Source organism: Escherichia sp. MOD1-EC6021 (assembly GCF_002965245.1).
GTDB classification, from domain to species: Bacteria; Pseudomonadota; Gammaproteobacteria; order Enterobacterales; family Enterobacteriaceae; genus Escherichia; species Escherichia coli_F.
In genome coordinates this window covers 99397-113031 of sequence record NZ_PTRU01000005.1, presented here as the reverse complement: position 1 = coordinate 113031, position 13635 = coordinate 99397, and the positions used below count along the sequence as shown (strand labels likewise).

The window sequence follows — 13635 nt, the reverse complement described above, 5'->3', positions numbered from 1 at the left end:
CATGGCTAAGACGTTATACGAAAAATTATTCGACGCTCACGTAGTGTACGAAGCCGAAAACGAAACCCCGCTGTTATATATCGACCGTCATCTGGTACATGAAGTGACCTCACCGCAGGCGTTCGATGGTCTGCGCGCCCACGGTCGCCCGGTACGTCAGCCGGGGAAAACCTTCGCCACCATGGATCACAACGTCTCGACTCAGACTAAAGACATTAATGCCTGCGGTGAGATGGCGCGCATCCAGATGCAGGAACTGATCAAAAACTGCAAAGAGTTTGGCGTCGAACTGTATGACCTGAATCACCCGTATCAGGGGATTGTCCACGTAATGGGGCCGGAACAGGGCGTCACCTTACCAGGAATGACCATTGTCTGCGGCGACTCACATACCGCCACCCACGGGGCGTTTGGTGCACTGGCCTTTGGTATCGGTACATCCGAGGTCGAACACGTACTGGCAACGCAGACCCTGAAACAGGGGCGCGCGAAAACCATGAAAATTGAAGTCCAGGGCAAAGCTGCGCCGGGCATTACCGCGAAAGATATTGTGCTGGCGATTATCGGTAAAACCGGCAGCGCTGGCGGTACCGGGCATGTGGTGGAGTTTTGCGGCGAAGCAATCCGTGATTTAAGCATGGAAGGTCGTATGACCCTGTGCAACATGGCAATCGAAATGGGCGCAAAAGCCGGTCTGGTTGCGCCGGACGAAACCACCTTTAACTATGTTAAAGGCCGTCTGCATGCGCCGAAAGGTAAAGATTTCGACGACGCCGTTGCCTACTGGAAAACTCTGCAAACCGACGAAGGCGCAACTTTCGATACCGTTGTCACTCTGCAAGCAGAAGAGATCGCCCCGCAGGTAACATGGGGAACTAACCCCGGTCAGGTGATCTCCGTGAACGACAACATTCCCGATCCGGCTTCGTTTGCCGATCCGGTTGAACGCGCGTCGGCAGAAAAAGCGCTGGCCTATATGGGGCTGAAACCGGGTATTCCGCTGACCGAAGTGGCTATCGACAAAGTGTTTATCGGTTCCTGCACCAACTCGCGCATTGAAGATTTACGCGCGGCTGCTGAAATCGCCAAAGGCCGGAAAGTCGCACCAGGCGTGCAGGCACTGGTGGTTCCCGGCTCTGGCCCGGTAAAAGCCCAGGCGGAAGCGGAAGGTCTGGACAAAATCTTTATTGAAGCTGGTTTTGAATGGCGTTTACCCGGTTGCTCAATGTGTCTGGCGATGAACAACGACCGCCTGAATCCGGGTGAGCGTTGTGCCTCCACCAGCAACCGTAACTTTGAAGGCCGCCAGGGGCGTGGCGGGCGCACGCATCTGGTCAGCCCGGCAATGGCTGCCGCTGCTGCTGTGACCGGACATTTCGCCGACATTCGCAACATTAAATAAGGAGCACACCATGGCAGAGAAATTTATCAAACATACAGGCCTGGTGGTTCCACTGGATGCCGCCAATGTCGATACCGATGCAATCATCCCGAAACAGTTTTTGCAGAAAGTGACCCGTACAGGTTTTGGCGCGCATCTGTTTAACGACTGGCGTTTTCTGGATGAAAAAGGCCAACAGCCAAACCCGGACTTCGTGCTGAACTTCCCGCAATATCAGGGCGCTTCCATTTTGCTGGCACGAGAAAACTTCGGCTGCGGTTCCTCGCGTGAGCATGCGCCGTGGGCATTGACCGATTACGGTTTTAAAGTGGTGATTGCACCGAGTTTTGCTGACATCTTCTACGGCAACAGCTTTAACAACCAGCTGCTGCCGGTGAAATTAAGCGATGCAGAAGTGGACGAACTGTTTGCGCTGGTGAAAGCCAATCCGGGGATTCATTTTGATGTGGACCTGGAAGCGCAAGAGGTGAAAGCGGGAGAGAAAACTTATCGCTTTACCATCGATGCCTTCCGCCGCCACTGCATGATGAACGGTCTGGACAGCATCGGCCTGACTCTGCAGCACGACGACGCAATTGCGTCTTATGAAGAGAAGCAACCGGCGTTTATGCGTTAGTTTGTACACCGTCCGGCACTCAATCGCCAAAAAGAAAAAAGCCAGCAGATAATCACTGCTGGCGTGGCGATTAACACCAATACTCAGTCACACATGATGTCCGCAAATCAGTAGTCAGAATGACTCCCCTCCCACTGCATCAGCTCTTCAAGCATGGTTAATCGTTGTGGGACGCTTAACCAACGCAACCAGCACAACGTCGCTGTCGCGGTAAAATAGTGCTGATAAAACTGACGTATGGGGCACCTCCTTGCTTCATCGTTAGGAATTATTGACTTAATATAGGGAAAATAAAATTGCTGACTTTTGCGCAGGAGTTCCCCTTTTATGCCATCTGCTCGTCTGCAACAACAGTTCATCCGCCTGTGGCAATGCTGCGAGGGTAAATCGCAGGACACAACGCTCAACGAACTAGCGGAGTTATTGAGCTGCTCCCGTCGTCATATGCGCACCCTGCTCAATACCATGCAGGATCGCGGCTGGCTGACGTGGGAAGCGGAGGTCGGGCGCGGTAAACGCTCTCGTCTGACATTCCTCTACACCGGGCTGGCGCTTCAGCAACAGCGAGCAGAGGACCTGCTGGAGCAGGATCGTATCGATCAACTGGTGCAACTGGTTGGCGACAAAGCGGCTGTGCGGCAAATGTTGGTTTCTCATTTGGGACGCAGCTTCCGCCAGGGGCGGCACATCCTGCGCGTTCTCTACTATCGTCCGTTACGCAATCTGCTGCCCGGCAGTGCATTGCGCCGTTCCGAAACCCATATCGCCCGGCAAATCTTCAGTTCGCTAACGCGCATAAATGAGGAAAATGGGGAACTGGAAGCAGACATCGCCCACCACTGGCAGCAAATATCACCGCTTCACTGGCGCTTCTTTTTGCGTCCAGGAGTCCATTTTCATCATGGTCGTGAACTGGAAATGGACGATGTGATCGCCTCTTTAAAACGAATCAATACGCTGCCGCTCTATTCGCATATTGCTGACATTGTGTCGCCGACGCCCTGGACGCTGGATATCCATCTCACGCAACCGGACCGCTGGTTACCGTTACTGCTGGGGCAAGTTCCGGCGATGATCCTGCCACGAGAATGGGAAACCCTCAGTAACTTTGCCAGCCATCCCATCGGAACGGGTCCTTATGCAGTGATCCGCAACAGCACCAATCAACTGAAAATTCAGGCATTCGATGACTTCTTCGGTTATCGCGCATTAATCGACGAAGTAAATGTCTGGGTTCTGCCAGAAATTGCCGACGAGCCAGCCGGCGGTCTGATGCTAAAAGGGCCGCAGGGCGAGGAAAAAGAGATTGAAAGTCGGCTGGAGGAAGGTTGCTACTATTTACTGTTCGACAGCCGCACCCACCGTGGGGCGAATCAGCAAGTCAGGGACTGGGTAAGTTATGTGCTTTCTCCAACTAATCTGGTCTATTTCGCCGAGGAACAATACCAGCAACTGTGGTTTCCGGCTTATGGACTGCTCCCCCGCTGGCATCATGCCCGCCCGACGCATTGCGAAAAACCCGCCGGGCTGGAAAACCTCACCCTGACTTTTTATCAGGATCATATTGAGCATCGAGTGATTGCCGGGATCATGCAGCAGATTCTGACAAGTCATCAGGTCACACTGGAAATCAAAGAGATCAGCTACGATCAGTGGTACGAAGGAGAGATCGAGAGCGATATCTGGCTTAACAGCGCCAACTTTACGCTGCCGCTGGATTTTTCGCTGTTCGCGCATTTGTGCGAAGTGCCGCTGCTACAACACTGTATTCCGATCGACTGGCAAGCCGACGCCGCCCGCTGGCGCAATGGCGAAATGAACCTGGCGAACTGGTGCCAGCAACTGGTCGCCAGCAAAGCAATGGTGCCGCTCATCCACCACTGGCTGATCATTCAGGGGCAACGCAGTATGCGCGGCCTGCGCATGAACACTCTCGGCTGGTTCGATTTTAAATCCGCGTGGTTTGCGCCACCGGATCCATGATTGCTGGTTGATAACAAAATCACTACACTAACGCCGTTCTCAACGGGGTGCCACGCAGACGCGTGCGCTGAGAAAATACCCGTCGAACCTGATCCGGATAACGCCGGCGAAGGGATTTGAGGCTCCTTCTCAAGTCCTTTGCCACTCTTCTTTGAGGTGCAAAGTGTTAAAAAAATATCTTCCCCTGCTGTTGCTCTGTACAGCACCCGCTTTCGCTAAACCCGTTCTGACTGTTTATACCTACGACTCCTTCGCCGCCGACTGGGGGCCAGGTCCGGTGGTGAAAAAAGCCTTTGAAGCCGACTGTAATTGCGAACTGAAACTGGTGGCGCTGGAAGATGGCGTTTCGCTTCTCAACCGTCTGCGGATGGAAGGCAAAAACAGTAAAGCCGATGTGGTGCTGGGGCTGGATAACAATCTGTTAGATGCCGCCAGCAAAACCGGGCTGTTTGCTAAAAGCGGTGTGGCAGCGGATACCGTTAACGTTCCCGGCGGCTGGAATAATGACACTTTCGTACCGTTTGATTACGGTTATTTCGCCTTCGTCTATGACAAGAACAAACTGAAAAATCCGCCGCAAAGCCTGAAAGAGCTGGTTGAAAGCGATCAGAACTGGCGAGTGATTTATCAGGATCCACGTACCAGTACGCCGGGCCTGGGCCTGTTGTTGTGGATGCAAAAAGTCTATGGCGATGACGTCCCACAAGCCTGGCAGAAGCTGGCGAAGAAAACGGTCACGGTCACCAAAGGCTGGAGCGAAGCCTACGGCCTGTTTTTAAAAGGCGAAAGCGATCTGGTACTAAGTTACACCACCTCTCCGGCTTATCACATTCTCGAAGAGAAGAAAGATAACTACGCCGCGGCGAACTTTAGCGAAGGTCATTATCTGCAAGTAGAAGTTGCTGCCCGCACCGCTGCCAGCAAGCAGCCGGAACTGGCGCAAAAGTTCCTTCAGTTTATGGTTTCTCCGGCCTTCCAGAATGCGATCCCAACCGGCAACTGGATGTATCCGGTGGCAAACGTCACGCTGCCTGCCGGGTTTGAACAACTGACCAAACCAGCAACCACGCTGGAGTTCACGCCAGCCGACGTGGCGGCACAACGTCAGGCATGGATTAGCGAATGGCAACGCGCCGTCAGCCGTTAATTCCCGGCTGGTTAATTCCAGGCGTAAGCGCCGCTACGCTTGTGGTGGCGGTTGCACTGGCGGCATTTCTCGCCCTGTGGTGGAACGCGCCGCAGGGTGACTGGGTGGCAATCTGGCAGGACAGCTACCTGTGGCATGTGGTGCGCTTCTCCTTCTGGCAGGCGTTTCTCTCGGCGCTGCTCTCTGTCGTACCCGCGATATTCCTCGCCCGCGCCCTCTATCGCAGGCGCTTTCCGGGTCGGCTGACGCTGTTGCGTCTGTGCGCAATGACCTTGATCCTCCCGGTGCTGGTTGCTGTTTTCGGCATTCTTAGCGTCTATGGTCGCCAGGGCTGGCTGGCATCACTCTGCCAATCGCTCGGTCTGGAGTGGACCTTTTCGCCCTACGGCCTGCAAGGTATTTTGCTGGCGCACGTATTTTTTAATCTGCCGATGGCGAGCCGCTTATTACTCCAGGCACTGGAAAACATTCCCGGCGAACAACGTCAGCTTGCCGCCCAGCTTGGGATGCGCGGCTGGCATTTTTTCCGCTTCGTCGAATGGCCGTGGTTACGGCGTCAAATCCCGCCGGTTGCCGCGCTTATCTTTATGCTCTGTTTCGCCAGCTTCGCCACCGTGCTATCGCTGGGCGGCGGTCCGCAGGCGACCACTATCGAGCTGGCTATTTATCAGGCGCTGAGTTACGACTACGATCCTGCCCGCGCGGCGATGCTGGCGCTGATCCAGATGGTTTGTTGCCTTGGGCTGGTGCTGTTGAGTCAGCGACTAAGTAAGGCCATTGCGCCCGGCACCACGCTGCTGCAAGGCTGGCGCGACCCGGACGATCGTCTGCATAGCCGCATTTGCGACACGGTGTTAATTGTGCTGGCGCTGTTGCTGTTGCTGCCACCGTTACTGGCGGTGCTCGTCGATGGGATAAATCGCCAGTTGCCGGAAGTGCTGGCGCAGCCGGTGCTGTGGCAGGCGCTGTGGACCTCGTTGCGTATTGCGCTGGCGGCAGGCGTATTATGCGTAGTGCTGACCATGATGCTGTTATGGAGCAGTCGCGAATTGCGGGCTCGGCAAAAAATGCTGGCGGGTCAGGCGCTGGAGATGAGCGGAATGCTGATCCTCGCCATGCCGGGGATTGTGCTGGCAACGGGCTTCTTTTTACTGCTCAACAACACCATCGGCCTGCCACAATCTGCTGACGGCATCGTGATTTTCACCAATGCGTTAATGGCCATCCCTTATGCGCTGAAAGTGCTGGAAAACCCGATGCGCGATATCACTGCCCGCTATAGCATGCTATGTCAGTCGCTGGGCATTGAAGGCTGGTCACGCTTAAAAGTGCTGGAGCTGCGCGCCCTGAAACGTCCGCTGGCGCAGGCGCTGGCTTTTGCTTGTGTGCTGTCGATTGGTGATTTTGGCGTGGTGGCGTTGTTCGGTAACGATGATTTCCGAACCCTACCGTTTTATCTCTACCAGCAAATTGGCTCCTATCGCAGCCAGGACGGCGCGGTCACCGCGTTAATTCTGCTGCTGCTCTGTTTTCTGCTGTTTACCGTGATTGAAAAACTACCGGGGCGAAATGTTAAAACTGACTGATATCACCTGGCTTTATCACCATTTGCCGATGCGTTTTAGCTTAACGGTGGAACGCGGCGAGCAGGTGGCGATCCTCGGGCCAAGCGGCGCGGGTAAAAGTACCCTGCTGAATTTGATCGCCGGTTTTCTGACGCCAGCCAGCGGTTCGCTGACTATCGATGGTGTTGATCACACCACGACGCCGCCGTCACGCCGTCCGGTGTCGATGCTGTTTCAGGAAAACAACCTGTTCAGCCACCTGACGGTCGCGCAGAACATCGGGCTGGGGCTAAATCCGGGCTTGAAACTGAACGCGGCGCAGCAGGAGAAAATGCACGCTATTGCCCGTCAGATGGGGATTGATAATTTAATGGCGCGGTTACCGGGCGAGCTTTCCGGCGGTCAGCGTCAGCGAGTGGCGTTAGCGCGTTGTCTGGTGCGCGAACAGCCGATTTTATTGCTCGATGAACCGTTCTCTGCGCTCGATCCGGCGTTACGTCAGGAGATGCTGACGCTGGTGAGCACGAGCTGCCAGCAGCAAAAAATGACGCTATTGATGGTGTCGCACAGTGTGGAAGATGCGGCGCGGATCGCCACACGCTCGGTGGTGGTCGCTGACGGGCGCATCGCCTGGCAGGGTAAGACTGAAGAATTGTTGAGCGGTAAGGCGAGTGCTTCGGCAATATTGGGGATTACGGGTTAGTATGCACTGTCGGATGCGGCGTGAACGCCTTATCCGACCTACGGACAGTGCGTTTTGTAGGCCTGATAAGACGCGGCAAGCGTCGCATCAGGCAACCCGCACAGACTATCCCCTAAACCCCAACCACTTTCCGCAAAATATCGATATATACCGGCATCAACGGGTGGCGAATTAACACTACCAGCGCCACTACACCGACGGCAGAAATTAACGGTGCCAGCCACAACAAACGACCGCGCGACAAATAATGACTTAAACGGTCAGTCGCTTTACCACTGCGCCATAACCGCCAGCACAGCCAGCCACCAACCCACAAAAACACCGCTGTTGCCAGCAGCAACCATTTAAACTCGCCACTCTGCATTCCGGCAGGAATATCGATCGCCGCGCCCGCCAGAATCCCCGGCAGGAAGTAAAACGGCGGCCATAACAGGCAGCCGATAATATTTGGCGTAATAAATTTCGCCACCGGGAGATCCAACATTCCCGCCACCATTGGCACCAGCGGACGCGTCGGGCCGACAAAACGACCGACCAGAATGGTAAACATGCTGTGTTGATGCAACGCATGTTCAGTTTTATCGAGTAATGCTTTGTTCTTCTTCAGAAATGACCAGCGATGCAACGGCTTTTTAAAACGCCAGCCCAGCCAGAAGGAGATCCAGTCGCCCATCAGGCAACCGACAATCCCTGCCAGCCAGGCGTGCCAGAAACTTAACTCGCCGCTGCCAATCAGCGCCCCCAGACCCGCCATTAGCACCGTACCGGGTAAAATCAAACCGACCAGCGCCAGCGACTCCAGAAAGGCCACCAACACCACCGCCATCAATGAATACACGGTGGATTGGGTAATAAAGTGTTCCAGCAATGCTTGCATAATGTGCCTGTCAAATGGACGAAGCAGGGATTCTGCAAACCCTATGCTACTCCGTCAAGCCGTCAATTGTCTGATTCGTTACCAATTATGACAACTTGACGGCTACATCATTCACTTTTTCTTCACAACCGGCACGGAACTCGCTCGGACTGGCCCCAGTGCATTTTTTAAATACTCGCGAGAAATAGAGTTGATCGTCAAAGCCAACATTGCGACCGACGGTAGCGATAGGCATCCGGGTGGTGCTCAAAAGCAGCTTCGCCTGACTAATGCGTTGGTCCTCGCGCCAGCTTAAGACGCTAATTCCTAACTGCTGGCGGAACAGATGCGACAGACGCGACGGCGACAGGCAGACATGCTGCGCGACGCTGGCAATATCAAAATTGCTGTCTGCCAGGTGATCGCTGATGTATTGACATGCCTCGCGTACCCGATTATCCATCGGTGGATGGAGCGACTCGTTAATTGCTTCCATGCGCCGCAGTAACAATTGCTCAAGCAGATTTATCGCCAGCAGCTCCGAATAGCGCCCTTCCCCTTGCCCGGCGTTAATGATTTGCCCAAACAGGTCGCTGAAATGCGGCTGGTGCGCTTCATCCGGGCGAAAGAAACCGGTATTGGCAAATATTGACGGCCAGTTAAGCCATTCATGCCAGTAGGCGCGCGGACGAAAGTAAACCCACTGGTGATACCATTCGCGAGCCTCCGGATGACGACCGTAGTGATGAATCTCTCCTGGCGGGAACAGCAAAATATCACCCGGTCGGCAGACAAATTCTCGTCCCTGATTTTTCACCACCCCCTGGCCGCGTATGGTGAGATTGAGAATATACCCCTTCATTCCCAGTGGTCGGTCGATAAAAAAATCGAGATATCCGTTGGCCTCAATCGGCGTTAAACCCGCCACCAGATGGGCGTTAAACGAGTATCCCGGCAGCAGGGGATCATTTTGCGCTTCAGCCATACTTTTCATACTCCCGCCATTCAGAGAAGAAACCAATTGTCCATATTGCATTAGACATTGCCGTCACTGCGTCTTTTACTGGCTCTTCTCGCTAATCCAACCGGTAACCCCGCTTATTAAAAGCATTCTGTAACAAAGCGGGACCAAAGCCATGACAAAAACGCGTAACAAAAGTGTCTATAATCACGGCAGAAAAGTCCACATTGATTATTTGCACGGCGTCACACTTTGCTATGCCATAGCATTTTTATCCATAAGATTAGCGGATCCTACCTGACGCTTTTTTTCGCAACTCTCTACTGTTTCTCCATACCCGTTTTTTTGGATGGAGTGAAACGATGGCGATTGCAATTGGCCTCGATTTTGGCAGTGATTCTGTGCGAGCTTTGGCGGTGGACTGCGCCACCGGTGAAGAGATCGCCACCAGCGTAGAGTGGTATCCCCGTTGGCAGAAAGGGCAATTTTGTGATGCCCCGAATAACCAGTTCCGTCATCATCCGCGTGACTACATTGAGTCAATGGAAGCGGCGCTGAAAACCGTGCTGGCAGCGCTTAGTGCCGAACAGCGCGCAACCGTGGTCGGGATTGGCGTAGACACAACCGGCTCAACGCCCGCACCGATTGATGCCGACGGTAACGTACTGGCGCTGCGCCCGGAGTTTGCCGAAAACCCGAACGCGATGTTCGTATTGTGGAAAGACCACACCGCGGTTGAAGAAGCGGAAGAGATCACCCGTTTGTGTCACGCGCCGGGCAAAGTTGACTACTCCCGCTATATTGGCGGTATTTATTCCAGCGAATGGTTCTGGGCAAAAATCCTGCATGTGACTCGCCAGGACAGTGCCGTGGCGCAATCTGCCGTATCGTGGATTGAACTTTGCGACTGGGTGCCCGCCCTGCTCAGTGGCACCACGCGCCCGCAGGATATTCGCCGCGGACGTTGCAGCGCCGGACATAAATCTCTGTGGCACGAAAGCTGGGGCGGCCTGCCGCCAGCCAGTTTCTTTGACGAACTGGACCCGATCCTCAATCGCCATTTGCCTTCCCCGCTGTTCACTGACACCTGGACTGCCGATATTCCGGTGGGCACTTTATGTCCGGAATGGGCGCAGCGTCTCGGCCTGCCTGAAAGCGTGGTGATTTCCGGCGGCGCGTTTGACTGCCATATGGGCGCGGTCGGTGCGGGCGCACAACCTAACGCGCTGGTAAAAGTTATCGGTACTTCCACCTGCGACATTCTGATTGCCGACAAACAGAGTGTTGGCGAGCGTGCAGTTAAAGGCATTTGCGGTCAGGTTGATGGCAGCGTGGTTCCTGGATTTATCGGTCTGGAAGCAGGCCAATCGGCCTTTGGTGATATCTACGCCTGGTTTGGTCGCGTTCTTGGCTGGCCGCTGGAACAGCTTGCCGCCCAGCATCCAGAACTGAAAGAGCAAATCAAAGCCAGCCAGAAACAACTGCTCCCGGCGCTGACCGAAGCATGGGCCAAAAATCCGTCTCTGGATCACCTGCCGGTAGTACTCGACTGGTTTAACGGCCGTCGCACACCAAACGCTAACCAACGCCTGAAAGGGGTGATTACCGACCTGAACCTCGCCACCGACGCTCCGCTACTGTTCGGCGGTTTAATTGCCGCTACCGCTTTTGGCGCACGCGCAATTATGGAGTGCTTCACCGATCAGGGGATCGCCGTCAATAACGTGATGGCGCTGGGCGGCATCGCGCGGAAAAACCAGGTCATTATGCAGGCCTGCTGCGACGTGCTGAATCGCCCGCTACAAATTGTCGCCTCTGATCAGTGTTGCGCGCTCGGTGCAGCGATTTTCGCTGCCGTCGCCGCGAAAGTGCACGCAGACATCCCATCAGCACAGCAAAAAATGGCCAGTGCGGTAGAGAAAACCCTGCAACCACGTACCGAACAGGCACAACGCTTTGAACAGCTTTATCGCCGCTATCAGCAATGGGCGATAAGCGCCGAACAACATTATCTTCCAACTTCCGCCCCGGCACTGGCTGCCCAGGCAGTTCCGACTCTATAAGGACACGACAATGACGATTTTTGATAATTATGAAGTGTGGTTTGTAATTGGTAGCCAGCATCTGTATGGCCCGGAAACCCTGCGTCAGGTCACCCAACATGCCGAGCACGTCGTTAATGCGCTGAATACGGAAGCGAAACTGCCCTGCAAACTGGTGCTGAAACCGCTGGGCACCACGCCGGATGAAATCACCGCTATTTGCCGCGACGCGAATTACGACGATCGTTGTGCTGGTCTGGTGGTGTGGCTGCACACCTTTTCCCCGGCCAAAATGTGGATCAACGGCCTGACCATGCTCAACAAACCGTTGCTGCAATTCCACACCCAGTTCAACGCGGCGCTGCCGTGGGATAGCATCGATATGGACTTTATGAACCTGAACCAGACTGCACATGGCGGTCGCGAGTTCGGCTTCATTGGCGCGCGTATGCGTCAGCAACATGCTGTCGTTACCGGTCACTGGCAGGATAAACAAGCACATGAGCGTATCGGCTCCTGGATGCGTCAGGCGGTATCTAAACAGGATACCCGTCATCTGAAAGTCTGCCGTTTTGGCGATAACATGCGTGAAGTGGCGGTCACCGATGGCGATAAAGTTGCCGCACAGATCAAGTTCGGTTTCTCCGTCAATACCTGGGCGGTTGGCGATCTGGTGCAGGTAGTGAACTCCATCAGCGATGGCGATGTTAACGCGCTGGTCGATGAGTACGAAAGCTGCTACACCATGACGCCTGCGACACAAATCCACGGCGAAAAACGACAGAACGTGCTGGAAGCGGCGCGTATTGAGCTGGGGATGAAGCGTTTCCTGGAACAAGGTGGCTTCCACGCGTTCACCACCACCTTTGAAGATTTGCACGGTCTGAAGCAGCTTCCTGGTCTGGCCGTACAGCGTCTGATGCAGCAGGGCTACGGCTTTGCGGGCGAAGGCGACTGGAAAACTGCCGCCCTGCTTCGCATCATGAAGGTGATGTCAACCGGTCTGCAGGGCGGCACCTCCTTTATGGAGGACTACACTTACCACTTCGAAAAAGGTAATGACCTGGTGCTCGGCTCCCATATGCTGGAAGTCTGTCCGTCGATCGCCGTAGAAGAGAAACCGATCCTCGACGTTCAACACCTCGGTATTGGCGGTAAAGACGATCCTGCCCGCCTGATCTTCAATACCCAAACTGGTCCGGCGATTGTCGCCAGCTTGATTGATCTCGGCGATCGTTACCGTCTGCTGGTTAACTGCATCGACACGGTGAAAACGCCGCACACCCTGCCGAAACTGCCGGTGGCGAATGCGCTGTGGAAAGCGCAGCCGGATCTACCAACCGCTTCCGAAGCGTGGATCCTTGCTGGTGGCGCGCACCACACCGTCTTCAGCCATGCGTTGAACCTCAACGATATGCGCCAGTTTGCCGAGATGCACGACATTGAAATCACGGTGATTGATAACGACACCCGCCTGCCAGCGTTTAAAGACGCGCTGCGCTGGAACGAAGTGTATTACGGATTTCGTCGCTAAGTAGCTGCATCAGGTATGTAACGCCTGATGCGACGCTGACGCGTCTTATCAGGCCTACGCGCTGTGATTTTGTAGGCCGGATAAGCAAAGCGCATCCGGCACGAAGGAGTCAACATGTTAGAAGATCTCAAACGTCAGGTTTTAGAAGCCAACCTGGCGCTGCCAAAACACAACCTGGTCACGCTGACCTGGGGCAACGTCAGCGCCGTTGATCGCGAGCGCGGCGTCTTTGTAATCAAACCTTCCGGCGTCGATTACAGCATCATGACCGCTGACGATATGGTCGTGGTCAGCATCGAAACCGGTGAAGTGGTAGAAGGTACGAAAAAGCCCTCCTCCGACACGCCAACTCACCGGCTGCTCTATCAGGCATTCCCGTCCATTGGCGGCATTGTGCATACGCACTCCCGCCATGCCACCATCTGGGCGCAGGCGGGCCAGTCAATCCCGGCAACCGGCACCACCCACGCCGACTATTTCTACGGCACCATTCCCTGCACTCGCAAAATGACAGATGCAGAAATCAACGGCGAATATGAGTGGGAAACCGGTAACGTCATCGTTGAAACCTTCGAAAAACAGGGTATCGACGCAGCGCAAATGCCTGGCGTTCTGGTCCATTCTCACGGCCCGTTTGCATGGGGTAAAAACGCTGAAGACGCAGTGCATAACGCCATCGTGCTGGAAGAAGTCGCTTATATGGGGATTTTCTGCCGCCAGCTTGCTCCGCAGTTACCGGATATGCAGCAAACATTGCTGGATAAACACTATCTGCGTAAGCATGGTGCGAAGGCATATTACGGGCAGTAATGACTGTATAAAACCA

12 protein-coding genes and 1 riboswitch are annotated in these 13635 nt (G+C 54.7%); of the genes, 9 read left to right on the top strand and 3 right to left on the bottom strand.

Going from position 1 to position 13635, the window contains the following annotated elements:
• Position 1: 1 nt before the first annotated feature.
• Both leuC and leuD read left to right on the top strand, forming a co-directional pair.
• The gene (leuC, locus tag BEB54_RS08015; RefSeq protein ID WP_001140645.1) at positions 2–1402 is read left to right on the top strand and encodes a 3-isopropylmalate dehydratase large subunit; all 1401 of its coding nucleotides are present in this window, start codon (positions 2–4) and stop codon (positions 1400–1402) included.
• 10 nt (positions 1403–1412) lie between these two features.
• Positions 1413–2018 carry a 3-isopropylmalate dehydratase small subunit gene (leuD, locus tag BEB54_RS08010; protein ID WP_000818231.1) on the top strand — a complete coding sequence of 202 codons (606 nt, stop codon included), beginning with the start codon at positions 1413–1415 and terminating at the stop codon, positions 2016–2018.
• 107 nt (positions 2019–2125) lie between these two features.
• On the opposite strand, the gene sgrT is transcribed toward leuD, so the two are convergent.
• Positions 2126–2257, bottom strand: a complete 132-nt coding sequence (sgrT, locus tag BEB54_RS08005) for a glucose uptake inhibitor SgrT (protein ID WP_001248772.1) — start codon at positions 2255–2257, stop codon at positions 2126–2128.
• An 88-nt stretch (positions 2258–2345) separates the two neighbouring features.
• Between sgrT and sgrR the strand changes: the two genes are divergently transcribed.
• The 4 genes from sgrR to thiQ all read left to right on the top strand — a co-directional run bounded on the left by sgrR (position 2346) and on the right by thiQ (position 7416).
• A complete protein-coding gene (sgrR, locus tag BEB54_RS08000) occupies positions 2346–4001 on the top strand; it encodes a DNA-binding transcriptional regulator SgrR (protein WP_039021818.1) in 1656 nt (551 codons plus the stop codon).
• Between the two features lie 33 nt (positions 4002–4034).
• Positions 4035–4134, top strand: a riboswitch (TPP riboswitch).
• 30 nt (positions 4135–4164) lie between these two features.
• Positions 4165–5148: a thiamine ABC transporter substrate binding subunit gene (thiB, locus tag BEB54_RS07995; RefSeq protein ID WP_105277278.1), complete on the top strand. Its 984-nt coding sequence runs from the start codon at positions 4165–4167 to the stop codon at positions 5146–5148.
• Positions 5124–6734, top strand: coding sequence for a thiamine/thiamine pyrophosphate ABC transporter permease ThiP (thiP, locus tag BEB54_RS07990; protein WP_105277277.1), 1611 nt, complete (start codon positions 5124–5126; stop codon positions 6732–6734). Before thiB ends, thiP begins: the two co-directional genes overlap by 25 nt.
• Complete coding sequence (thiQ, locus tag BEB54_RS07985) at positions 6718–7416, top strand: thiamine ABC transporter ATP-binding protein ThiQ (protein ID WP_000916288.1); 699 nt, start codon at positions 6718–6720, stop codon at positions 7414–7416. Before thiP ends, thiQ begins: the two co-directional genes overlap by 17 nt.
• Before the next feature lie 112 nt (positions 7417–7528).
• Here the strand turns inward: thiQ and BEB54_RS07980 are convergent, their stop codons facing one another.
• Together BEB54_RS07980 and araC are read right to left on the bottom strand one after the other, a co-directional pair.
• Entirely contained in the window at positions 7529–8293 is a 765-nt protein-coding gene (locus BEB54_RS07980; protein WP_105271185.1) for a DedA family protein, read from the bottom strand.
• A gap of 85 nt (positions 8294–8378) precedes the next feature.
• Positions 8379–9257, bottom strand: coding sequence for an arabinose operon transcriptional regulator AraC (gene araC, locus BEB54_RS07975; RefSeq protein WP_001300811.1), 879 nt, complete (start codon positions 9255–9257; stop codon positions 8379–8381).
• A gap of 338 nt (positions 9258–9595) precedes the next feature.
• Here araC and araB point away from each other — a divergent pair, with 338 nt between their 5' ends.
• The 3 genes from araB (at position 9596) to araD (ending at position 13619) form a co-directional block, all read left to right on the top strand.
• Positions 9596–11296 (top strand): ribulokinase, encoded by a 1701-nt coding sequence (araB, locus tag BEB54_RS07965; protein ID WP_105277276.1) that lies wholly within the window; start codon positions 9596–9598, stop codon positions 11294–11296.
• Between the two features lie 10 nt (positions 11297–11306).
• Entirely contained in the window at positions 11307–12809 is a 1503-nt protein-coding gene (gene araA / locus BEB54_RS07960) for an L-arabinose isomerase (RefSeq protein WP_000151738.1), read from the top strand.
• Between the two features lie 114 nt (positions 12810–12923).
• Positions 12924–13619, top strand: a complete 696-nt coding sequence (gene araD, locus BEB54_RS07955) for an L-ribulose-5-phosphate 4-epimerase (protein ID WP_000888658.1) — start codon at positions 12924–12926, stop codon at positions 13617–13619.
• The last annotated feature ends 16 nt before the right edge of the window (positions 13620–13635 follow it).